The 22,249-nt window shown below is 73.2% G+C and carries 18 protein-coding genes; 7 read left to right on the top strand and 11 right to left on the bottom strand.

Features of this window, described 5'->3' with window-relative positions; all coding sequences use genetic code 11:
- Positions 1-46 precede the first annotated feature (46 nt).
- From ACZ51D_RS26895 to ACZ51D_RS26880, 4 genes are all read right to left on the bottom strand, one after another.
- Positions 47-4,411, bottom strand: a complete 4,365-nt coding sequence (locus tag ACZ51D_RS26895; protein WP_465663735.1) for a MupA/Atu3671 family FMN-dependent luciferase-like monooxygenase — start codon at positions 4,409-4,411, stop codon at positions 47-49.
- Positions 4,408-9,402 (bottom strand): amino acid adenylation domain-containing protein, encoded by a 4,995-nt coding sequence (locus tag ACZ51D_RS26890; protein ID WP_465663734.1) that lies wholly within the window; start codon positions 9,400-9,402, stop codon positions 4,408-4,410. The genes ACZ51D_RS26895 and ACZ51D_RS26890 overlap by 4 nt, the downstream gene beginning before the upstream one ends.
- A gap of 14 nt (positions 9,403-9,416) precedes the next feature.
- Positions 9,417-9,641, bottom strand: a complete 225-nt coding sequence (locus ACZ51D_RS26885; RefSeq protein ID WP_360497320.1) for an MbtH family protein — start codon at positions 9,639-9,641, stop codon at positions 9,417-9,419.
- A 433-nt stretch (positions 9,642-10,074) separates the two neighbouring features.
- Positions 10,075-10,935, bottom strand: a complete 861-nt coding sequence (locus tag ACZ51D_RS26880; RefSeq protein ID WP_465663733.1) for a LysR family transcriptional regulator — start codon at positions 10,933-10,935, stop codon at positions 10,075-10,077.
- 140 nt (positions 10,936-11,075) lie between these two features.
- On the opposite strand from ACZ51D_RS26880, the gene ACZ51D_RS26875 reads away from it, so the two are divergent.
- A complete protein-coding gene (locus tag ACZ51D_RS26875; RefSeq protein WP_465615204.1) occupies positions 11,076-11,585 on the top strand; it encodes a nuclear transport factor 2 family protein in 510 nt (169 codons plus the stop codon).
- Between the two features lie 106 nt (positions 11,586-11,691).
- On the opposite strand, the gene ACZ51D_RS26870 is transcribed toward ACZ51D_RS26875, so the two are convergent.
- Complete coding sequence (locus ACZ51D_RS26870) at positions 11,692-12,543, bottom strand: LysR family transcriptional regulator (RefSeq protein ID WP_465663732.1); 852 nt, start codon at positions 12,541-12,543, stop codon at positions 11,692-11,694.
- Between the two features lie 81 nt (positions 12,544-12,624).
- On the opposite strand from ACZ51D_RS26870, the gene ACZ51D_RS26865 reads away from it, so the two are divergent.
- Entirely contained in the window at positions 12,625-13,521 is an 897-nt protein-coding gene (locus ACZ51D_RS26865; RefSeq protein ID WP_465663731.1) for an MBL fold metallo-hydrolase, read from the top strand.
- A gap of 106 nt (positions 13,522-13,627) precedes the next feature.
- On the opposite strand, the gene ACZ51D_RS26860 is transcribed toward ACZ51D_RS26865, so the two are convergent.
- Both ACZ51D_RS26860 and ACZ51D_RS26855 read right to left on the bottom strand, forming a co-directional pair.
- The gene (locus ACZ51D_RS26860) at positions 13,628-14,122 is read right to left on the bottom strand and encodes a hypothetical protein (protein ID WP_465615198.1); all 495 of its coding nucleotides are present in this window, start codon (positions 14,120-14,122) and stop codon (positions 13,628-13,630) included.
- 132 nt (positions 14,123-14,254) lie between these two features.
- Positions 14,255-14,695, bottom strand: a complete 441-nt coding sequence (locus tag ACZ51D_RS26855) for a VOC family protein (protein WP_360497336.1) — start codon at positions 14,693-14,695, stop codon at positions 14,255-14,257.
- Positions 14,696-14,793: 98 nt separating this feature from the next.
- On the opposite strand from ACZ51D_RS26855, the gene ACZ51D_RS26850 reads away from it, so the two are divergent.
- Together ACZ51D_RS26850 and ACZ51D_RS26845 are read left to right on the top strand one after the other, a co-directional pair.
- On the top strand, positions 14,794-15,315 hold the full coding sequence (locus tag ACZ51D_RS26850) for a hypothetical protein (protein ID WP_465663730.1): 522 nt from the start codon (positions 14,794-14,796) through the stop codon (positions 15,313-15,315).
- Positions 15,306-15,791, top strand: coding sequence for a DUF3592 domain-containing protein (locus ACZ51D_RS26845; protein ID WP_465663729.1), 486 nt, complete (start codon positions 15,306-15,308; stop codon positions 15,789-15,791). Before ACZ51D_RS26850 ends, ACZ51D_RS26845 begins: the two co-directional genes overlap by 10 nt.
- Positions 15,792-15,876: 85 nt before the next feature.
- On the opposite strand, the gene ACZ51D_RS26840 is transcribed toward ACZ51D_RS26845, so the two are convergent.
- The 3 genes from ACZ51D_RS26840 to ACZ51D_RS26830 form a co-directional block, all read right to left on the bottom strand.
- Positions 15,877-16,968 (bottom strand): VWA domain-containing protein, encoded by a 1,092-nt coding sequence (locus ACZ51D_RS26840; RefSeq protein WP_465615192.1) that lies wholly within the window; start codon positions 16,966-16,968, stop codon positions 15,877-15,879.
- 387 nt (positions 16,969-17,355) lie between these two features.
- On the bottom strand, positions 17,356-18,081 hold the full coding sequence (locus ACZ51D_RS26835) for a VOC family protein (protein WP_465615190.1): 726 nt from the start codon (positions 18,079-18,081) through the stop codon (positions 17,356-17,358).
- 193 nt (positions 18,082-18,274) lie between these two features.
- Positions 18,275-19,099 (bottom strand): SDR family oxidoreductase, encoded by an 825-nt coding sequence (locus ACZ51D_RS26830; protein ID WP_465615188.1) that lies wholly within the window; start codon positions 19,097-19,099, stop codon positions 18,275-18,277.
- 99 nt (positions 19,100-19,198) lie between these two features.
- Here ACZ51D_RS26830 and ACZ51D_RS26825 point away from each other — a divergent pair, with 99 nt between their 5' ends.
- From ACZ51D_RS26825 to ACZ51D_RS26815, 3 genes are read left to right on the top strand one after another with little or no spacing between them, the layout of a single operon-like run.
- Positions 19,199-19,621 (top strand): MarR family winged helix-turn-helix transcriptional regulator, encoded by a 423-nt coding sequence (locus ACZ51D_RS26825; protein ID WP_360497353.1) that lies wholly within the window; start codon positions 19,199-19,201, stop codon positions 19,619-19,621.
- Between the two features lie 52 nt (positions 19,622-19,673).
- The gene (locus ACZ51D_RS26820; RefSeq protein ID WP_465663728.1) at positions 19,674-20,681 is read left to right on the top strand and encodes an SPFH domain-containing protein; all 1,008 of its coding nucleotides are present in this window, start codon (positions 19,674-19,676) and stop codon (positions 20,679-20,681) included.
- Positions 20,678-21,631, top strand: a complete 954-nt coding sequence (locus tag ACZ51D_RS26815) for an NAD(+)/NADH kinase (RefSeq protein ID WP_465615182.1) — start codon at positions 20,678-20,680, stop codon at positions 21,629-21,631. The genes ACZ51D_RS26820 and ACZ51D_RS26815 overlap by 4 nt, the downstream gene beginning before the upstream one ends.
- Positions 21,632-21,702: 71 nt before the next feature.
- On the opposite strand, the gene ACZ51D_RS26810 is transcribed toward ACZ51D_RS26815, so the two are convergent.
- On the bottom strand, positions 21,703-22,248 hold the full coding sequence (locus ACZ51D_RS26810) for a hypothetical protein (RefSeq protein ID WP_465663727.1): 546 nt from the start codon (positions 22,246-22,248) through the stop codon (positions 21,703-21,705).
- Position 22,249: the final 1 nt, after the last annotated feature.

Below are 22,249 nucleotides of genomic sequence, written 5' to 3'. Positions count from 1 at the left end.
AGGCCCCCAACGGCTCGATGCCGTGTCGAATTGTTCGTTGGCACTGTCACACCCCCGTCCTTCCGGCGCGCCGTGCTGCGTGTCCGGCGACGCGGCGGGCGGCTCCCCGGGCGGCGGCCGCGCCGACCGCCTCGTCGGGCCCTTCGGCCGGCTTGTGGTCGATGGCCTCGGCGAGGGCCCGTGCGGACGGGTACCGGAACATGTCGACCAGCGAGAGCCCGCTGTCCCGGTGTTCGAGCAGCCGGGCCCTGGCCACCACTACGAGCAGCGAGTTCCCGCCGAGGTCGAAGAAGCTGTCGTCCAGGCCCACCCGGTCGACGCCGAGTACCTCGCGCCACACGTCGGTGACCAGCCGCTCGGTCGCGTTCGTGGGCGGCGCGTACGCCGTGGTGCCCTCGGGTCGCGTGTCCGACAGGTCGGGCAGTGCCCTGCGGTCGACCTTTCCGTTCGGGGTCAGCGGCATCGCGTCGATGGGGTGGAACGCGCTGGGCACCATGTAGGTGGGCAACCGTGTGGCGAGGAAGGCGCGCAGTTCGGCGCCGGTCGTCGGTCGGCCGGTTGCCGGAACGTGGTAGCCGATGATCCGTTGTTCCGCGCCGGTGCCCCGGATGACGGCGACCGCCGAGCGGACCCCTTCGTGTTCGGCGAGTGCCGTCTCGATCTCGCCGAGTTCGATCCGGTGGCCGTGCAGCTTCACCTGGTCGTCGAGCCGGCCGAGGAACTCGAGTGCGCCGCCGGGCGTCCAGCGGGCGAGGTCGCCCGTTCGGTAGACCCGGGCGCCGGGCCGGCCGGCGAACGGATCGGGCTGGAAGCGTTCGGCGGTCACCTCGGTACGGTTGAGGTAGCCGCGGACCACGCCGCCCCCGCCGAGCAGCAGCTCTCCGGGTACGCCCGTCGGGCACAGCCGCATGTCGCGGTCGACCACGTAGGCGCGGACGTTCGCCAGTGGCCGCCCGATGGACACCGGGCCGCCGCCGGGCGGGGCCTGGGACGTCGTGGCCCAGACCGCGGCCTCGGTCGGCCCGTACATGTTGTGCACGGTGCCGGTGACGGCGTCGGCGAGCTCGCGGGCCAGGTCGGCGGGGAGCGCTTCGCCGCCCACCAGCAGCCGGCTGAGCCGGGGCAGTTCGGCGCGAGCGTCCTGGTCCGCGAGCAGGGCGCGGGCCAGTGAGGGTGTGCACTGCAGGTGCGTCACGGCGTGCTCGCGCAGTTGTGCGGCGATCGGTTCCTCGGCCTTCGCCAGTGCGGCGTCCCGGCGCTCGTCGCTGATGTCCCGGACGGTCGTCAGGTGTGTCAGGGCGTCGAGTGCCGCCTTCTCGTCGACGCCGAAGTCGATCAGGCAGGCGACCTCGTCGACGCCGGCGGCCTTCATCCGGTCCACCATGTCGGCGCAGACCTGCGGTGTGCCGAGCAGGCTGGCGGTGGCGAAGAACCGGTCGAACGCCCGGTCGACCAGCTCGCGCAGTTCCCGGGGCGGCAGGGCCTTGAAGTCCTGGGCGCTGCCGGTGGTGGCGCCGAGCGAGGCGATCAGGTCGAAGGAGGTCTCCAGGTACCGGCTCATCGGCTCCCGGACCAGTTCCCGCACCTCGTCGAGGTCCGGACCGACGAACGTGTGGACCATGACCGCCACATGGCCGTCCCCGGGGTGCCCGTGCTCGCGCCAGGTCCTGCGGTACAGCGCGATCTTCTCGGCCAGTTCCTCCAGGCTGTGTCCGAGGAGATGGGTGAGCACGCCGGTGCCGGCCTCGCCGGCCATCCGGAAGGTCTCCGGATGCTTGGCGCTGGTCAGCCACACCGGCAGCTCCGGCTGGACGGGCCGGGGGAACACCCCGACCTCGACTTCGGCGCCGACGCCGTTGCGCCGCGGCACGTTCTCGCCGCGCCACAGCTTGCGGACCTCCGCGAGGCCGTCCATCATCAGCTGCTTGCGCTTGTCGTACCGGTCCGGTGCGAACGCGAAGTCGTTGGCGTGCCAGCCGGACGCGAGGGAGATGCCGACCCGGCCGGCCGAGATGTTGTCCACGACGGACCATTCCTCGGCCACCCGCAAGGGGTCGTGCAACGGCAGGACCACGCTGCCCGCGCGCACCTGGACCCGTTCGGTGATCGCGGCGACGGCTGCCGCCGTCACCGAGGGGTTCGGGTACAGCCCGCCGAACCGGTGGAAGTGGCGTTCGGGGGTCCACACGGCCGTGAAGCCGTTGCGGTCGGCGAACTTCGCGCCGTCGAGCAGGAGGCGGTAGCGGTCGTCGGAGCCGGCTTGCGAGTCGCTGCCGAAGTAGAGCAGGCTGAAGTCGATGGGGCGGGCGCGGGCCTGGGCCACCGCGGCCGATTGCGCGGCGGCCGAGGCCGACGGCAGGGGCGGTTCGGCGCGCAGCACGACCCGGTGGCCGTGCGTCAGCGCCCACAGCAGCTCGACCACGGAGATGTCGAAGGAGACGCTCGTCACGGCGAGCCAGGTGCTGGGCTCGTCGGCGCCGAAGACGTCGTTCATCCCGGCGAAGAGGTTGGCCACGTTGCGGTGGGTGACCATGACCCCCTTCGGCTGTCCGGTGGATCCGGACGTGTAGATCACGTACGCCAGGTTGTCGGGGGTGAGCACCGCGGGCGGATCGTCGGGCGGGTCGTCCGGTGCCCCGGCCGGATCGGGCACCACGACCTGGGCGGCGCCGAGCCGCCCGGCGGCCGCGGCGGACCGGGAGTCCGCCACGACCAGCCGCACGCCAGCGTCGCCGACCATGAACGCCAGCCGATCGCGCGGGTAGCCGGGGTCCAGCGGGAGATACGCGGCACCCGCCTTGAGGATCCCCAACAGGGTGACCATCAGCAGGGAGGTGCGGCCGAGGTGGACGCCGACCGGCTCGTCCGGTGCCACGCCGAGCCGGCGCAGCCGGCCGGCGAACCGGTCGGCGAGCCGGTCGAGTTCGCGGTAGGTCAGGGTGGCGTCGGCGGCGACCACGGCGACCGCGTCGGGTGTCGCGGCCACCCGCTGCGCCCACACGTGGTGGACCAGGACGTCTGCGGTACCGGTCCGGGTGCCGGCCTGCCAGTGGGCCAAGGTGGCGAGCTCGCCCGCCGGCAGCACCGCCAGTTCGTCGACGGGCCGGTCCGGGGCGTGCGCGGCGGCGGTCACGACCTGGACGTATCGCTCGGCGATCCGTTCGGCGGTCGCGTCCTCGAACAGGTCCGTGCTGTACTCCAGCCGGCCGGTCACGCCGGCCGGGGTTCGCGTGAGGCTCAGCGTGAGGTCGAAGCGCGCCGCGCCGGTGTCGCCCAGTACCGGGTGCACCTGGCAGCCGTCCAGGCGAAGCCCCGCTCCTTCCTCTTCGTAGCGGTAGCTGAACAGCACCTGGAACAGCGGGTTCTGGGCGAGGTCACGGTCGGGGTGCAGCTCTTCGACGAGCTTCTCGAACGGCAGGTCCTGGTGGGCCAGCGCTGCCTTGACTTCCGCCCACAGCCGCCGGATCAGCTCACGGAACGTCGGGCCGGACCCGAGGTCGCAGCGGAGCACCAGGGTGTTGGTGAAGAATCCGATGAGACCGGCCAGTTCGGGCCGTTCGCGGCCGGAGACCGGGGTGCCGACCACGACTTCGTCCCCGTCGACGTGCGCCCGGAGCAGCACCGTGAAAGCGGCGAGCAGGACGCTGTAGAGCGTGATGCCTTCCGTTCTGCCCAGTTCCTCGAGCCGCTGGACCGATGCCGAGGGCAGCTCGAACGTGAGCGCGGCGCCGCGGTGGCTCTGTACCGGCGGGCGGGCGTGGTCGGTGGGCAGTTGCTGGGCGGGCATGCCGGCCAGCTTGTCCGTCCAGTACGCCAGCAGCCGGTCGAGCTCGGGCCCGGCCAGTGTGTTCTGCTGCCACTCGGCGAAGTCGGCGTACTGCAGGGGCAGGTCGGGCTCGTGCCGTTCCTGGCCGTTCAGGGCGGCCAGGTACTGGACTTCGAGTTCCCTGCCGAGCGTGCCGACCGACGCGCCGTCACAGGCGAGGTGGTGCACGGTGAGCAGCAGCCGGTGCTGCTGTTCGCCCAGGCGCAGCAGGCGGGCCCGGATGACCCGGCCGGCCACCAGGTCGAACGGGGTGCCGGCTTCCTCGTCCGCGAGCCGTGCCACCTCGTCCGCGGTGCGGCCGGGTGCGGTGAGGTCGACGACGGGCAGGGGCACGGGGGCGGGTGGCAGGACCACCTGGTGGGGTGTCCCGCCGGTCGAGCGGAAGGCGGTTCGCAGGATCTCGTGGCGTCGCACGACTTCGGTCAGCGCCTGTTCGAGGGCCGTGTGGTGCAGTGGGCCGGTGATGTCGTAGCCGAGCGGGACGTTGTAGATCGCGCTGCCCGGCTGCAGCTGGTCGAGGAACCACAGTCGCCGTTGCGCGTACGACAGCGGAGCCGGGCCGTCCTCTTCGATGGCTCCGCTCACTGCTGCACCTCGGGTTCCTGCGCCGCGCGGCGGTTGCGCGGCCTGATCGGTGCGGGGCCTGATTCCGGTCCTGCCGTCGCGGCGGTCACGGCGTCCGCCAGGCTCGCCACGGTGGGTCGCTGGAGGAACGTGGCGATCGGCACCTGGACGCCGAAGGCGTCGTTCACCTGGGCCACCAGGCGGGCCGCGAGCAGGGAATGGCCGCCGATGCGGAAGAAGTCGTCCGCGCGCCCCACCGGCTGGTCCTGGAGCAACGCTGACGCGAGTTGCGCGACGCGTTGTTCCGTCGGTGTGCGCGGTGCCTGCTCCGCCTCGGGTTCGGCCGGGGTGCTGGGTGCCAGAGCGGCCAGCGCGTCATGGTCCACCTTGCCGTGTTCGGTGAGCGGCAGGGCGGGAAGCACCATGACCGCGTCCGGCACCATGTAGGCGGGCAGCCGGTCCCGCAGGAACGCCAGCAGCTTCTCGTCGGGGGCGGTTTCGCTCAGGCCGTCGCCGCAGGCGTACGCCACGAGTGAGACCTCGGCCCCCGCCGCGCGGGCGACGACGACGGCGTCCCGCACGTCCGGGTGTTCCCTGAGCGTTGCCGCGACCTCTTCGGGCTCGATCCGGAAGCCGCGGATCTTCACCTGTTCGTCCGCGCGGCCGAGGAATTCCAGCTGCCCGTCGGGACGCCAGCGGGCCAGGTCGCCGGTGCGGTAGAGGCGTGCGCCGGGTCGGTCGGTGAACGGGTCGGCGGGGAAGCTCTCGGCGGTGAGCGCCGAGCGGTTGACGTAGCCGCGGGCCACCGCCGGACCGCCGAGGTACAGCTCGCCGCGGACACCGGTGGGCACGGGCTGTCCTTCGGCGTCCAGCACGTGGGCGTCGATGCCGCTGATCGGCCTGCCGATGGGCGGGCGCAGTGCTGCCGGGTCCGGCGCTACGAGGCCGGCCGTGGCCACCACGGTGTTCTCGGTCGGTCCGTAGTGGTTGTACAGCCGGAACGGCAGCCCGGTGGCGGGCGCTGCCGGCAGCACGTCGCCGCCGGTCAGCAGCGCGCGCAGTGCGGTGTCGGCCGGCCACGGCTCGGCCAGTACGGCCGCGGCGACGGGGGTCGGCAGGAATGCCGCGGTGATGCGCTCGCCGCTGAGCCAGCGCACCAGTTCCGCCGGTGCGGCCCGGAATTGCGGCGGGACGACGCTCAGGGTGGCGCCGGCGGCGAGGGTTGGCCAGATCTCCCAGGTCGACGCGTCGAACCCGGGACTGGCGAACAGCGTGGTCCGGTCCTGCGGGCCGAGCGCGTACGCGGCCAGGTGCCAGGCGACCAGGTTCGCGAGTCCCCGGTGCGCCAGTGCCACGCCCTTGGGCCGGCCGGTCGATCCCGACGTGTAGATGAGGTACGCCAGCCGCTGCGGGGTGACCTGGTCGGCGTGGACCGACTCGTCCGTGGCGTCGGATTCCAGGTCGAAGACGTGGAGGCTCTCCGTGGACGTCGGCAGCTGCGGCAGCGTCCGGGGGGTGACGAGGACCTTGCGGACGCCGGCGTCCTGCAGGATGTAGGCGGTTCGCTCGGCCGGGTAGCTCGGGTCCACGGGCAGGTAGCAGCCGCCGGCCATGAGCACCGCGAGTTCGCCGACCACCAGTTCGACGGAACGGTCGGCGTACACGGCGACCGGTTCCTCGGCGGTGATGCCGGACTCGCGGAGCCGGTGGGCCAGCCCGCCGGCGCGCCGCCAGAGCTCTCCGTAGCTGAGCTGTCCGTCCGGCCAGCGCACCGCGACGGCGTCCGGTCGGGTCCGGGCCTGCCGTGCGATCAGTTCGGTCACCGGCTGGGTGTCGGCCGCGGCGGGCCCGCGGGACCAGCGGTCGAGCTGGTCCGCCTCCGCGTCCGGGAGCAGGCGCAGCGCTCCCACGCGGGTGTCGGGCGCGGCCATCGCGTCGGCGAGCAGGGTCAGGTAGTGCGTGACCATCCGCTCCATGGTGGCCTCGTCGAACAGGTCGGACGAGTGCTCCCAGATCATGTAGAGGTCGTCGTCCTCGGGCCGGGCCTCCCGGCCGAGGCGCTGCTCGGCCCGCGGGATCACGATCACGTTGAGGTCGGCCTTGGCCGTGCGGTTCGAGCGTTCGGTGACCTTGCCGGTGAGCCCGCCGAAGTCGACGTCGGGCACCGCGGAGTCGTGGAAGCTGAACATGACCTGGAACAGCGGGGTGCGTGAGGGGTCACGGGCCGGGTCGATGGCGTCGATCACCGAGTCGACCGGGGTGTCCGACCAGGCCAGCGTCTCGGCGACGCTCTGGCGCACCTGCGCCAGCAGCCGGCTGAACGGCTGGTCGGCCGACACCTTGGTGCGCAGGACCAGGGTGTTGACGAGCATGCCGAGCAGCGGCTCCAGCTCGGGGATGTTGCGGTTCGCCGCGCCGGTGCCGACGAGCATGTCCTGCTGGCCGGTGTAGCGGTACAGCAGGGCCGCGAAGCCCGCGTACATGGTGGAGAACAGCGACACCCGGTTCTCGCGGCTGAAGGCCCGCAGTTCCCGGGCCAGTTCGGCGGGGATCAGGATGCGCGGTGCCCGGCCGCGGAAGGTCATCACCGGCGGGCGGGGCCGGTCGGCGGGCAGCTCCAGGATGTGCGGGGCGCCGGCCAGTCGGGCGGTCCAGTGGTCGACGTGGGCGCGCAGCACGTCGCCGCGCATCCAGTCCCGCTGCCAGATCGCGTAGTCCGCGTACTGGACGGGCAGTTCGGGCAGCGGTGAGGGCTTTCCGGCGGCGAAGGCCGGGTAGATGGCGCGGAACTCGGACAGGAACACCGAGAGCGACCAGCCGTCGTGGACGAAGTGGTGTTCCACGTGGAGGAAGGTGTTCTGGCCGTTCCCGTGTCGCAGCAGGACCCAGCGGGCCAGCGGCGGCTTGGTCAGGTCGAACGGCTCGCGAAGCTGTGCGGCGACCACCTCGTCGGCCTGCTCGGCGGGGACGTCGATCACCTTCAGCGAGGCCTTGGCCTGCGCCAGCGGACGCTGGTAGCCGACTCCTTCGACGGCGACGAAGGCGGTCCGCAGGACCTCGTGCCGGCGGACGATCTCGTCCAGTGTCGCGCGCATGGCGTCGACGTCCACCTCGCCCTGCAAGGAGACCGTGGCCTGGAAGTTGTAGGCCAGGTTGCCGGGCGACAGCTGTTCGAAGAAGAAGACCCGTTCCTGTGGCAGGGACAGCGGGATCGGCCGGTCCCGGTCGGCTCGGCGCACCGGCGGCGCGGTCGGGGCGATCACGTGGGCGGCGGGTGCCCGGCCGTCGTCTCCGGCCACGGCGGCCCGCTGGTCGATGATCGCGGCGAGGGCGGCGACGGTGGGCGCGTCGAACAGGTCGGGCATGCTCACCACGGTGTGCAGTTCCGCCGCGATGCGGCCGGCCAGGCCGGCGACGAGCAGCGAGTTGCCGCCGAGTGCGAAGAAGTCGTCGTGGGCGCCGACCTCGGTGCCGCCGAGCAGCCTGGACACGATTGCCGCCAGGGCCACCTCGGTCGGGGTGCGGGGCGGCGCGGCGACGTCGGCCAGGCCGGCCGCGGTCCGGTCGGGGGCGGGCAGCGCGGCGCGGTCGACCTTGCCGTTGGGGGTCAGCGGCAGCGCGGGCAGCACGACGACCGCCGCCGGCACCATGTAGGCGGGCAGCCGGGCGGCGACGAAGTCGACCAGCTCGGCCGTGGGGACGTCGGTGACCACGTAGCCGACCAGGCGCGCGTCCGGGCGGCCGGAGTGTTCGACCGCCACGAAGGCGTCCCGGACGCCGGGGTGCTGCTTGAGGACCGTGGCCACCTCGCCGGGTTCGATCCGGAACCCGCGGATCTTGGCCTGGTCGTCGTAGCGGCCGATGTACTCGAAGACCCCGTCCGGCCCGCGGCGGACCTTGTCGCCGGTCCGGTACATCCGCTGCCCGGGGGCGCCGATGTCCGGCACGAACGCCGCGGCCGTGCTCGCCGGGTCGTCCAGGTATCCGCGGGCCACGCACGCGCCGGCCAGGCACAGCTCGCCGGCTTCGCCGTCGGGCACCGGGTCGAGCCCGTCGAGCACGTAGCAGCGCACGCCGTCGACGGGCACCCCGATCGGCGGCGGCACGGGTCCTCCCGCCAGCACCTCGCCGGCCGTCACCTTCACCGTGCCCTCGGTCGGCCCGTAGAGGTTGATCACGGTGAACGGCAACCCGTCCGGCACACCGCGCTGCATCGCCGAGCCGCCGGTGTGCAGGAAGCGGAGCACCGTGTGCGCCGGCCAGGTCTCGTCGAGGACGGCCTCGGCCAGCGGTGTGGGCAGGAAGGTCACGGTGATCTGCTCGTCGGCCAGCCAGGCGGCGAGCGCGGGGGGCGAGGTGCGCACCTCGGCGGGCGGCACCACCAGCGTGGCGCCGGCGGTCAGGGTGAACCAGATGTCCTGGACGGACACGTCGAATCCGGGACTGGCCAGCAGGGTCGACCGGTCCTCCCGCCGGGTCCGGTAGGTCTTGTGGTGCCAGTGCATCAGGTTGGCCAGGCTCGCGTGGGTCACCGCGACGCCCTTCGGCCGGCCGGTGGAACCCGACGTGTAGATCACGTACGCCAGTTCGGCGCCGTTCAGTGGGGGCGGTGCCAGGATGGTCGCGTCGGACGGTTCCTCGGTCAGATCGACCACCAGGACGTCGTCGCCGAGCGGTGCCCCACCGGACACCAGCGGCGCGGTGCTGAGGACCGCGGCGGCGCCGGAGACTTCCAGCAGTTGGCGGATCCGCTCGGCCGGGTGGGCCGGGTCCAGCGGCAGGTAGGCCGCGCCCGCCAGCAGGGCGGCCAGCTCGGCGACCACCAATTCCGCTGACCGGTTGGCGTAGACGGCCACGACGCTGTCCTGGCCCACCCCCCGCTCGGTGAGCTTGATCGCCAGAGCGGACGCGTGCGCGGCAAGGCTGCGGTAGGTCAGCCTCAGGTCGCCGTCCTGCACCGCGACCGTGTCCGGTGCCTCGGCCACCCGGGCGTGAAATTCATTGAGCACCATCTCGCACGTATCCTTCACTGCTGAGAGTGGGCGGCTAAACCGGCGTGCTTCACGGCCTGGCGCAAACTCAGCGGGCGCATGTCCGTCCAGACCTCGCCGATGTGGGCCAGGCATTCCGCCTTGGAACCGCTGACGCCGTCACCGCGCCAGCCGAGAGGCAGGTCGCGGTCGGCGGGCCAGATCGAGTACTGCTCCTCGTCGTTGAGCACGACCACATAGGACTGGGTGTCGCCGTCCATGGGTTCCTCCGGTTCGGCGGGATACGGGTTGATCTGCTGCTGGTCGTGCCCCTGCGGCCGTCATGTCGGGCGTCGCGGCCGTGGACGCGGGGTGACGGGCATGGTGAGTGCTGCGGGCACGGTTAGTGCTGCGGGAGGTCGCGAAGACAAAATGCGTTCGGAGCCTCGCAGCCGAGTTCTCCTTCGAATGCGGCCCGGAAACGGCTGGTTGCCACCTCGGCACCATCAAGGCAACCGGACCGACCCCGCACCCGATGACCGACGAGCACCGGTCGCGTGCGGACTCCGGGACCACCGCTGTCGGAGAAAACCACCCCCCATGCGTTCCACTCCAACAGCATGGGTCGCATCGGTTCGCGGCAATAGAGTATGGCAATTACTCCGGCAGTCCGTTAGATCAAGGATTGGGCGGATAGGCGGTATTCGCTTTCGCTCACCGCCGGTCGCCGGCCAGGTCGGCCGCGGCCTCGGCGAACGCCCGGACGCGGGCGGTGGCGTGGCCGTCGGGCCAGATCAGGCCCCACTCGAGCGGCGGCGCGCCGTCGAGGGGGACGTAGGCGACGTCGGGGCGCGGGTAGTAGCGCCGGGCGTGGGCGCCGACGGGCAGGACCCCCTGCCCGGCCCCGACGAACATGAGTGCCTCCTGGACGGTCTCGGCCACCGGGCCGGGCGCGGCGGGTGCCCGGTCCGGGCGCTGCGGCGGCACGGCGACGGCGTCCGGCAGCAGCCGCACCACCGGCTCCTGCGCCAGGTCCCCGACCGAGACGCCGCCCGGACGGTCGAAACGGTGTCCGACGGGGACGGCGAGCATACGGGCCTCGCGCACCAGGACCGGGCCGCAGCCGATGCCGGGCTCGTGCACCGGGAAGGGCCCCAGGCACAGGTCGACGTCGCCGCCACGCAGCCAGCGGATCGTCTCCGTCATCCGGGCCTCCCGCAGGTGTACCTCGCAGTCGGGGGCCCGTTCCCGGAACAACTCGGCCACCCCGATGAGGAGTTGCCCGGCGGCGGCACCGACGTAGGCGACCCGCAGGCTGCCCGACAGGCCCCGCCCGGCGTCGACGGCTCCCTGCAGCGCCGCCCCGACGGCCGCCCAGGCGGGCCCCAGATCGTCGGCCAACCTGCGCCCGAGCGGCGTGAGTTCGACCCGGCGGCTGGTGCGCTCGAACAGCGCCGCCCCCACCCGCCGCTCCAGCTTGCGGATCGTCTGGCTGACCCGCGCGGTGGATACCCGCAGTCTCTCGGCGGTACGCCCGAAATGCAGCTCCTCCGCGAGCGTCAGAAACGACTCCACTTCGTACCGCTCGATCACACGCCACCCCGTCGTTAAGCCCGAGTTCACGATCATTGCGCAGAGCGCCGTTGTTCGCCAACGATCACGGCGGCAGAGTGGATCACGTCGAAACCGGCCTCTCCCACCCGACGGAGGACACCATGACCACCAACCCGCTGCAGGCCCTGACCGCGAAGCCCGACGACACCGCCTCGGTCGTCGCCGAACTGCGCGACCGCGCCGAAATCACCGACGCCCTCTACCGGTTCGCCCTCGGCCAGGACCTGAAGGACCGCGAACTCTTCGCCTCGGCCTTCACCGCCGACGCGGAACTCGACTTCCGCCCCGCCGCCGCCCGCTGGGGCGGCGAGCCGCCCCTGATGACCGGTCGGGACTTCATCGTCGACACCATCCTGGCCATGTTCACCGGACGGGTGGACACCACCCACCAGGTCACCAACCCGCGCATCGACATCGACGGGGACACCGCCCGCCTCACCGCCCTGGTCGAGGCCCAGCACCTGCTCACCGCCGACCCGGACACCCACGCCCTGCTCAAGAACCCCTACACCCTCGACCTCGTGCGCGACGGCGGCCGCTGGCTCATCCGGCGGATGCGCATCGACAACACCTGGTACACCGGCGACCCCGCGGCCGTCTTCGGCGCCTGACCGAACGGAGACCGGGACCGGAAGGGGAAGGGGAAGGGGAAGGGGAAGGGGAGCAGGCGGCGGCCAGCAGGGAGCAAGCGGCGGGCAGGGGCGGGCCGGGAGGGGTTCAGCGGCGGTAGGCGGCCGCCGCGATGCGGACGAACGAGGGGATCAGCGGGTTCGTGTCGCCCTCGTTCCACACCGCCACCACCCGGCTCGGCGCCACGCCGGCCAGCGGCACCACGGCCAGCCCCTCGGGCACCCCGTGTCCGAGAGGGGCCATGCCGACCGTGCCGTTCCAGAGCACGGCCTGCCGGCATTCCTGGACGGCCCGCACCACCGGCCCCTCACGCGGCTCACCGCAGTTCCAGTACGACTGCCACAACGGGTCCGTGCCGTCCGGGAACCGGAACCAGCGCCGGGCCGCCAGGTTGGCCAGCTCCAGGGACGCGTGGCGGGCCAGCGGGTCGTCCGCGCGCAGCACCACACCGACCGGGTCGGCGCGCAGCTCGCGCACGGTCAGGCCGCGCTCGTCGAACGGCGCCCGGGTGAGGGCGATGTCGACCAGTCCGTCGCGCAGCCCGCAGGTCGGATCGGTCAGGTCGGCCTCGCGGATGCGGACCTCGACGCCCGGGTGGTGCTCGCGGTAGGCGGCGGCCAGCCGGGCGGCGCCCGGGTCGGTGCCGTCCCCGAGGAGGCCGACGGTGACGGCCGCGGGGCCGGCCTGCGCGGCCACGCGTGCGCGTACCCGGTCGGCCCGGTCGAGCAGCTCGCGGGCCTCGGCCAGCAGCACCGCCCCGGCGGGGGTGAGGGTGACACCCGCGGCGCGGCGGTGCAGCAGGGTGGCGCCGAGGCTCGTCTCCAGCTGTCTGATCGCCCGGCTCAGCGGTGGCTGGCTCATGTGCAACCGGGTGGCGGCACGGCCGAAGTGGAGTTCCTCGGCGACCGCGACGAAGTAGCGCAGTGTCCGCAGCTCCATGCTGCGACGATACCCGTTCGGTATCGGGGGTTTCCGAACCGGTCTTGGACGGCCGGGCCGCCGGGGCGGTGGAATCGAAGCATGACCGACACACTGCTTCCCGACCCCGCCGTACACGTCTCCGGTGCCCTGGAGATCGCCCCCGACCTGCTGGCGATCCCGAACCGCGGGATCCCGCTGGTCCCCAACATCGGCATCATCGGCGGCACGCGGGCCGTCCTCGTCGTCGACACGGGCCTGGGCACCGCCAACGCCGAGCAGGTCCTCGCCCTGGCGTCCGAGGTGGCCGGGGGGCGCCGGCTGTACCTGACCACGACGCACTTCCACCCCGAACACGCCCTCGGCGCGCACGTGTTCGACGGTCAGGCCACCTACCTCGCCAACCGCGCCCAGGCGGACGACCTGCGGACGAAGGGGCCGGGCTACCTGGAGATGTTCCGCGGCTTCGGCGGGCCGGTGGCCGACCGCCTCGACGCCGGCGTCCGCGTGCCTGCCCCCGACGCGGTCTACGACGGCGGGTACGACCTGGACCTCGGCGGCCGCACCGTGCGGCTGCGGCCCACCGGCCGGGGCCACACCAAGGGCGACCAGGTGGTCGAAGTACCCGACGCCGGTGTGTTGTTCACCGGGGATCTGGCCGAGACCGGACAGTTCGCGATCTTCCCCTGGTTCCCGCCGCACGACACCGACGTCTCCGGGGTCGGCTGGCTGGCGGTGCTGGAGCGGCTGGCCGCCGGCCGGCACCGGGTGGTGGTTCCCGGTCACGGCGGCGTCGGCGGCCCGCAGGTGCTCGCCGACGTCCGCGACTACCTGCGCGAGCTGCGCGACGAGACCTGGCGGCGGCGCGACTCGGCGATGGACGAACGCGCGATCACGGCCGAGGTCCGGGCGCTGTTGATCGAACGCCACCCGCAGTGGGCCGGACAGGAGTGGATCGAGAAGGGCGTCGGCTGCCTGTGCGCCGAACACGCCGGGTGACCCCCCGAGGGTCGGCTCCCGCTGCTGCCGTCGCGCGGTCCCGTCGGCCGCCCGCGCCACGGCGTCACGGCCCTGGGTTCACTGCACGGGGTTCACGGCCCTGGGTTCACGGCCCGCCTCGCACCGATACCGTGCCGTGCAGGACCCGGCCCGCCGCCCGCTGCTCCTCGAGCCACCGGGTGAACGCGTCGATCCGCGCCTCGGGTTCTTGCCCGGGCGGTCCGGCCGGCCCGGTCCGCGGCGGCACGATGACCACCACGGCTTCGCCCCGCTCCCGGGCCGCCGCCAGCCAGCCGGGCGACGCCTCGACCCGTGAGCCCGGCTCCCACCCCTGGCGGCCGCCGACCAGCAGGAGCCGTTCCACCCGGCCGTCGGCGACCTCGACGGCGCCGCTCGTCGGCGGGGGCTCACCGGCGGCGACCACGAAGCCGCTGTCGACCGCGGCCTCCACCAGGTCGGTGTGAAGGGCCGCGCCGACCTCCACGATCAGTTCCGCGACCGGCGGACCCTGCGCCGCCTCGCGGACGACCAGCGCCCACACCACCGGTTCCCGGGCCGCACCGTCACCGTCGCCGTCGCCGTGGTCCGTCTCGTGTGCCATGACTGCTCAACGAGCCGCATCCGCCGACCGCCCGGGTTTCACACGACCGGCCGACGGCGCCCGCAGGGGCACGCGCGGGATCCGGGGCGGCGGGGGGTGCGGCGGGCGGTGCGGCGAGCGAGGTTCGGCCGGTCAGCCCCGGGCTGGCGCGGCGGCGACGCAGAACTCGTTGCCCTCCGGGTCGGCCATCACGATGTGGTGCCCCTCGAACTCCTCCAGGACACTCCCGCCCGCTTCCACCAGCCGCTCGGACTCCGCCCCGATCCGCGCCCACCGCTCCCCCGGGCTGCCGTGGCCCGGCACCCGGATGTCGATGTGGAGCCGGTTCTTCGCGCGCTTCGGCTCGGGGACCCTGAGGAGGCAGAGCCGGGGCCCGGCCCCGTCGGGGTCGCAGAGCCAGGCGCCGTCGTCCGCGCCGTCGCCCTCCGGGAGGTCGAACTGCGCGAGCCACTCCTCACGGGTCCGGAACGGGGCGGGCGGCGGCTCGTCCACGTACCCCAGGGCCGTCTTCCAGAACTCGGCGAGGAGTTTCGCGTCCGCGCAGTCAAGGGTCAGATCGATTCCGGCTGCCATGGCAGGACCGTAGTACGAACCTGCGACAGCCGCGGCCGAGCAGGCCTGCCACACGGCGACGTCTTTCGACCGCCGCCCGGGACCGCCACAATCACCGTATGACGACCGCCACGGACGCGCCGCCCGCGCACGACACTGCCGTCGGCCTCGCCCGGGGGTTCCTGACGGGCGGTGTGATCGGGGTGTCGCTCGCCGCCTTCGTCGTCGGCTGCGTCCTCGAGCACCCCCCGCTGCTCGTCACGGCCCTGGCCCTGCCCACGGCCTACGGCCTGCTCCTCCTGCTCGCCGGTGCGCCGCGGCGTGCCCGGGAGGCGGCCGTCGCGCCCCGCACGGCGCTCGCGGTGATCGAGAGCATGGAGGCCGTCCCGGGCGAGGTGAGCGATGTGCCGGTGCGGTTCGATCTCACCGTCGCACCGCAGGACGCGCCCGCGTACCGCGTCGGGATCACGCAGGACATCCACCTCTCCGAGCTGCCCGACTACCGGCCGCGCGGCGTCCTGGTGGTCCGGTACCCGCCGGACCGGCCGTTGCGGGTGCGGATCGTGACGCGGCCGACACCCGAGTGGGAGGAGCGGGCGGCCGGGGCCCGCTGGGCTGGCCGAACTTCGCGGTGTTTCTGATCTACGTCGGGGCGGTGGTCGTCGCCGCGGTCGACTGGGGCTGGCCCTGGGCGCTGATCGGCGTCGGCGGGCCGTGGGCCGTCTTCGGTGCCTGTCGGCTGCCCGGGAACATCCGCGACACGCGCCGCCGTCGCGAGAAGCTGGCCGCCATGGTCGCCGCCCAGGGCCGTGTCGTGGCGGTGCTCAGGGATGTCAGCACCGACGCGGAGGGCGGCACCTCCACCAGCATCACGCCGGTCGTGGCGTTCACCGCCCGCGGCGGTGCGGCCGTCACCGCCCACTGCGCGTCGGGGGTGCCGGACCCGGCGGGCGCGTACGGCCGGGAGGTCACGGTCCACTACGCACCGGACGACCCGGCCGTGTTCACGCTGGACCGCGCGGGCGAACTCCGCTCCGTGGGAACGGACACCGCGGTCAACGTCGTGGCCCTTCTCGTCGTCGCGGCGGCGGCCGTCGTGGGAGCGGTCCTGCTTTGACGGCGCCGCGGCCCGAGGACGACGAGTACCCGGACGCCCGGACGCCTGCCCCGCGATGACGGCCTGGCCGCGGTGACGGCTGCCGCTACAGGATGACGAGCAGCTTGGTGTTCGGCACCAACTTCCGGTTGACGGAGGTCGATTGGACGAACACGGTGTACGCCGGGTTGTCGCCCGGCTTCACCGTGGCTTCCGACTCCGGCAGGCCGAGGAGGCGGCGGGCCGCCGGGCCCGAGAACACCCGGCCCGTCATCCGGCCGGTGGCCGGGTCCTTCTCCGCCACGGCGAGCTGCTTGCCGCCCTGGATCTTCTCCCGCTTGGACAGCTCGTAGAAGGCGCAGCCGGAGGTGTACGCGTGGCCGGCGCGGGTGACGAAATCGCGGATGGGTGTCTGCTCGTCGACCGGGATCAGGATGTACTTGCCGGTGTCCAGGGCGTCGAGATTGGCCTTCACCTCGGCGGTGTTCAGGTCCTGGCCCATGGCGAACAGGTTCCTGGTGCCGCGTACGCCCTGTTCGCGGCCCCGCAGGAAGCTCGTGGCGGCCGTCTTGACGGTGCCGATGGCCTCCTCGACGCCCTTGCTGGAGTCCGCGTCCCAGATCGCGATGTTGCCCGCCGGGAAGCCGTACTCCTGGGCGGTGCGCTTGGCCAGGGAGTTCGGGACCAGGATGGCGGAGGTCCAGTGGTCGGGGAGGTCGTCCATGGCGCCGTGGATGCGGTCGATCCAGGTGCGCAGGACGGTCTTGCCCTTTCCGGCGGGCACGCGGGTGTGCATCTGGCCGGTCTGGGAGTAGCCGGAGGCGTTCTCCTCGCCGTCGGTGACGACCACTTGGAGGAAGGAGTGTTCGCCGTAGCCTTCCCAGATGTTCTTCAGGTCGTCGATGGACTTCACGCCTGCTTCGATCAGCGCCGTCGCCCCGTTGTCGACCTGGTAGAGGCCTCGCAGGGACGGCAGGTGCTTGACGTCCATGTCCCAGACCAGGTTCTGCACCTCGTGGTCGAAGGCGTAGAGGCTGATGCGGGTCTCGTGGCCGAGGCGGTCGGACTCCTCCTGCAGGCCCTTCACGAACTCGTCGACCACGCGGACGAGTTGTGCCTGGTGCTGGCGCATCGAACCGGACTTGTCGACCACGAGCGAGACGTGGTTGACCTTGTGCTTGATCCTGTTCGCGGACATGGCTCTCCCCGATTCCAACGCCTCTTCCGACGCCTTTTCCGGCGCCCCTCCGACGTTGTTTCCACCCTATGAGGGGGCTCTGACATCGGGTTCGGGGCCGGGTTCGGGGCCGGGTTCGCGCGGCTGCCGGCCGTCCGTCGGGGGCGGCCGGGACTTCGGGGGGCGGGGGCGTCCCGAGGTCCCGGCCGTGGGAGGTACCGGCCGACGTGGGGGCGTGGCCGGTGTGCTCAGCAGCCCGGCGAGGGGGTGGTGGGGCTGCTGTGACGGGAATGCTAGACCCGGCCGGGATCTCTGAACAGGCCTGTGACCTGCTATTTTCCGGGCGCGAACATGCCAGGGTCGGGCCCGGGGCGGGAACCGGCCGGAAGCGGGCCGGCCGGCGCGGGGTCAGCTGTCGGCGCGCGGGGCGAAGACGCCGAAGGTGGCGCCCTGCGGGTCGCGGATCACCGCGAGCCGCGGGCCGTTGTCCATCTCCACGTCGACGGGCCCGTGCAGGACCTCGGCGCCGAGGCGGGTCGCGGTCGCCGCGGACGCGTCGACGTCGGCGACCGCGAAGAACGGGTTCCAGTGAGACGGGACCTCGGGCGGGATGGAGGCGTCCATGGCCATGACGCCGCCGAACATCCGGTCGGCCAGGCCGACCATCGGGTAGGTGTCGTGCGGCCAGACCTGCCAGCCGAAGAGGTCCTTGTAGAAGGTGAGCGCGGTGTCCTTGTCCCGGGTCGACAGGTCGGCCCAGCCGAAGGCGTTCGGCTCGTCCACCACGCCGAAGCCGGCGAACCTCCGGGTCTGCCAGACGGCGAACGGCGCGCCGGTCGGGTCGCTGAGCAGGGCCCAGCGGCCGAGGTCGCCGACCTCCATCGGGCCCATCCACACCTGGGCGCCCGCCTTCTTGGCGGACTCGCAGGTGTCGTCGACGTTGTCGGCGGCGAAGGACAGCAGCCACATCACCGGCTGCTGGGGGTTCATCAGCGGGGCCACGGCCGCGGCGGGCGCGCCGTCGTGGGAGAAGGTCGTGTAGCCGCCGTACTGCGGGTCCGGGTCGGCCTGGGCGGTCCAGCCGAACAGTTCGCCGTAGAACTGCTCGGCTGCGGGGAGGTCGCGGGCGCTCAACTGTGCCCAGCACGGGGAACCAGGGACGATCTCGGTTGCCTTCAACGCACTGCCTCTCGACGCGGTTTCCTGGGACTGCCGCCACGGACAGCGCCGACGGTTTCGCCGTTCCCGCTGGTCAGGCGGCTGGCGGTGAGCCTAGTGGACCGACGGCCTCCCGGCCGGGCACCTCGCGCAGCGCGTCGGGTGCGCGTTACCGGGCGACCCAGGTGGCGGTGAGGGCCTGGACGGCCGATCCGTCGAGGTCCCCCAGCTTGGTCCCGGCGAAGGCGCGCGCGGCGTCGGAGGTGAGCAGCCGGAAGGCGGGCCGTTCGGCCGTGAGCTGGTCGACGATGCGCGCGGCCACGTCCTGGGAGGTCTGGGCGTTGGCGAAGGCGTCGCGGGTGCGGTCCAGGTAGGCGGACAGGGCCGGGGCGTACGGTCCGGCCTGTTGCGGGGCGTCGGCGGTGAGGCCGACGTTGGCGACGAACTCGCTGGCCACCGCTCCCGGTTCGATCACGCCGACGGTCACGCCGGTGGTGGCCGCGACCGGCGCGAGGGACTCCATGAAGCCTTCGACGGCGAACTTGGCGGCGCAGTAGGCCTCGTTGAAGGGCTGGCCGATGACGCCGCCGACGCTGGTCACGGTCAGCACGCGGCCGCGGCTCGCCCGCAGCAGGGGCAGGGCGGCCTTCGTGACGTGCAGGACGCCGAAGAAGTTGACCTCCATGACGGCGCGCACGTCCTCGACGCTCTCCTGTTCGAGGGTGCCGACGTGGCCCGCGCCGGCGTTGTTGACCAGCGCGTCCAGCCGGTCGAGGCCGGCCAGGCAGGCCGCGACGGAGGCGGGGTCGGTCACGTCCAGGGCCCGGACGTCGACGGTGACGGCGGCTTCCTCGGCTGCGGCGAGCAGTGCGCCGGCCTTGGCGGTGTCGCGCATCGTGGCGATGACGTGCCAGCCGGCGCGGGCGGCGGTGACGGCGGTGGCCAGGCCGATGCCGGAGGAGGTGCCGGTGATCAGGACGGTCTTGGTGCTCATCGTGAGGCCTCTCATATGCTTATGGTTCATAACCAATATGAATCATAACTATGTGAGGTGACATTCAACCCTGTCAAGCACCTGGCTACGCTGGACCCCATGCCCGACTCATCGGATGAGCTCACCAGGGAGGTCGTCGGCCTCTTCGCGGCCGTCAACCGTCGCTACACCCAGGAGTCCGAGGCCGCCGCCGCGGCCCACGACCTGACCCCACTGCAGGCCAAGGCGCTGCTCGCGGCCGAGAGCCCAGTCCCGACGCGCCGCATCGCCGAGCGGCTGCACGCGGAGCCGTCCAACGTGACCGTGATCGTCGACCGGCTGGAGTCGCGCGGCCTGGTCGAGCGCAGCCTCGACGAGACCGACCGCCGCGTCAAACTCGTCGCCGCCACCGCGGCCGGCCGCACCGTCGCCGCCGACCTGCGCGCCCGGATGCCCTTCGCGGCGCAACCGCTGGACCGGCTCACCGTGCGGCAGCGCGAGGCCTTGCGCGAGCTGCTGCAGCTGGTCTTGTCGTCACCTTGACGAAAACCGGGGGTGCCCAATATCGTCGTCATGACGAAAAGGGGTTCCTCCGATGGCCGACATCACCAGACGGTTCGGGATGCGCCACCTGCGCGCCGTTCCCACCGCGCACATCCGCCACCTGCGGCGCGGCCGGGTCGCCCACGACGGGGCCGGGCTGGCGTTCTGGTTCCGGCCGCTGACCGCGGCGATCTCCGAAGTGCCGGTGGACGACCGGGAACTCGCCATGCTCTTCCACGCCCGCACCTCCGACTTCCAGGACGTCAGCGTCCAGGCGACGCTCACCTACCGGATCACCGACCCGGCCACCGCCGCCACCCGCGTCGACTTCGGGATCGACCCGGACACCGGCGCCTGGCGCGCGGCGCCGCTCGACCAGCTCGCCACGCTGCTCACCGAGACCGCCCAGCAGCACGCCCTCGGCCTGCTCGCCCGCACCCCGCTCGCCGCCGCCCTCGCGGACGGGGTGGACGCGGTGCGCGAGCGGATGACCCAGGGTCTGGCCGGCGAGCCCCGGATCACCGAGACCGGACTCGCCGTGATCGCCGTCCGGGTGGTGGCGCTGCGCCCCGAGCCCGAGGTCGAACGGGCGCTGCGCACCCCCGCCCGCGAGCTGGTGCAGCAGGAGGCCGACCGGGCGACCTTCGAGCGCCGCGCGGTGGCCGTCGAGCACGAGCGCGGCATCGCCGAGAACGAGCTCGCCAACCGCATCGAACTCGCCCGGCGCGAGGAGCAGTTGCTCGCCCAGCAGGGTGCCAACAGCCGGCTCCAGGCGGAGGAGGAGGCCGTCGCCGACCGGGTCCGCACCGACGCCGAGGCGCAGCGCCGCACCCGGCTGGCGTCCGCCGAGGCCCAGGCCGCCCGCGAGCTGGGCGAGGCCCGGGCGTCGGCGGAGGCCGCCTGGCTGGCGGCCCACCAGCAGGCCGACCCGGCGGTGCTGCGGGCGCTGGCGCTGATGCGGCTGGCGGAGCACCTGCCGCGGATCGACAGCGTGACGCTCACCCCGGACGTGCTCACCGGGCTGCTGGCCCGCCTCGGCGCCGGCGGGGAGCGGCGGTGAGCCTCGCCCCGCGGGTGGTGCTGGTGCACCGGCGCACCGAGTACGAGGAGCTGGTGGCCCGTCACGGCACGCCCGGGCAGGCCGCGTTCTTCCTGGCCTCCCGGGGCCGCTCGGCGCGGGAGGTCGAGGAGCGCCACCGCCGGGCGGCGGCGGCGCTCGCCGAGGCGGCGGCGGCCGTGCCGCTGGACTGGCGGCGCAGCCGGGTCGAGCGGGCGGACCTGCCGCGTTTCCTCTTCGAGCCCGGGGACGTGGTGGCCGTGGTCGGCCAGGACGGCCTGGTGGCCAACGTCGCCAAGTACCTGGACGGCCAGCCGGTGATCGGTGTGGACGCCGACCCGGGCCGCAACCCCGGTGTGCTGGTGCGTCACCGCGTGGACGGCCTCGGCGCGCTGCTGCGGGCGGTGGCGCGCGGCGAGGGGGCGCTGGAGGAGCGGACGATGGTCGAGGCCGTCGCGGACGACGGCCAGCGGCTGCTCGCGCTGAACGAGGTGTACGTCGGGCAGCCGGGCCACCAGACGGCGCGCTACCGCCTGGGCACGGACGGCGCACCCGACGGCACTGGGGCACCCGACGGCACCGGGGCACTCGACGGCGCCGGGGCGGCGGAGGCCCAGGCCTCCTCGGGTGTCCTGGTCGGCACCGGCACGGGCGCCACCGGCTGGTGCCGCTCGGCCTGGCTGGAGCGTGGCGGCCCCGTCGCACTGCCCGCCCTGCCCGCCCCGGGCGCGCCGGCCCTGGCCTGGTTCGTCCGGGAGGCGTGGCCCTCCCCCACCACCGGCACCAGCCACGTGCACGGCCTGCTGGAGGCCGGGCGGCAGCTGGTGCTCACTGTCGAGTCCGAGCACCTGGTCGCCTTCGGCGACGGCATCGAGGCGGACGCCCTGCAGCTCGCCTGGGGCCAGAGCGTGCGCCTCGGCGTCGCCGCCACCCGCCTGCGCCTGCTGGGGTGACGCGGACGCCGGCCTCTGCCGAGCGCGGCCGAGCGCGGCCCGGGGCCGGCGGGGGCCAGGGCGGGCGGGGGTCAGGGGGTCTCGTGGACGATCCAGAAGCGGGACCGGCGGTACGCGGGGCCGTTGGGGTCGTCGGCCGCGACGCGGACCGGGGTGTGCAGGCACAGGACCCGGCCGCCCAGCCGCTTCTCCTCGGCCGCCAGCCACCGGGACTGCCAGAGCATCGCGCCCGCCATGCCCGCCAGGAGCATGCCGGCCGGGATCCCCGTCGTGTAGCTGAGCGCGAGTCCGATCAGCAGCACCAGGAGCAGGGGCGTGGCGAGGCCTCGGGAGAACAGGTCGAAGGTCTTGTCCCGCGCGACCGTCTGCGCGTCCGGCGGCGGCGGGCTCAGCCGTTCCAGCCGCTCCCGGTACCAGGGCCGACGGGCCTCCAGGAGGCCCCAGAACGCCGTCGCGAAGAGGATCAGGGCAACTGCCGCGCCCGTCACGGGGTCCAGCCGGTGGGCTCCCCCGGTGTAGGCCGGCACGCAGCTCACCAGGCTCACGGGGAGCAGCAGGCACGCCTGGATCCGTACCGACGCGACCGGTCCCACCAGTCGCAGACCGCCACCGCTCACG

The organism is Kitasatospora sp. NPDC033851, assembly GCF_055576085.1.
The sequence above is the reverse complement of the archived record's forward strand: the minus strand, read 5'-3'. Positions and strand labels throughout refer to the sequence as shown.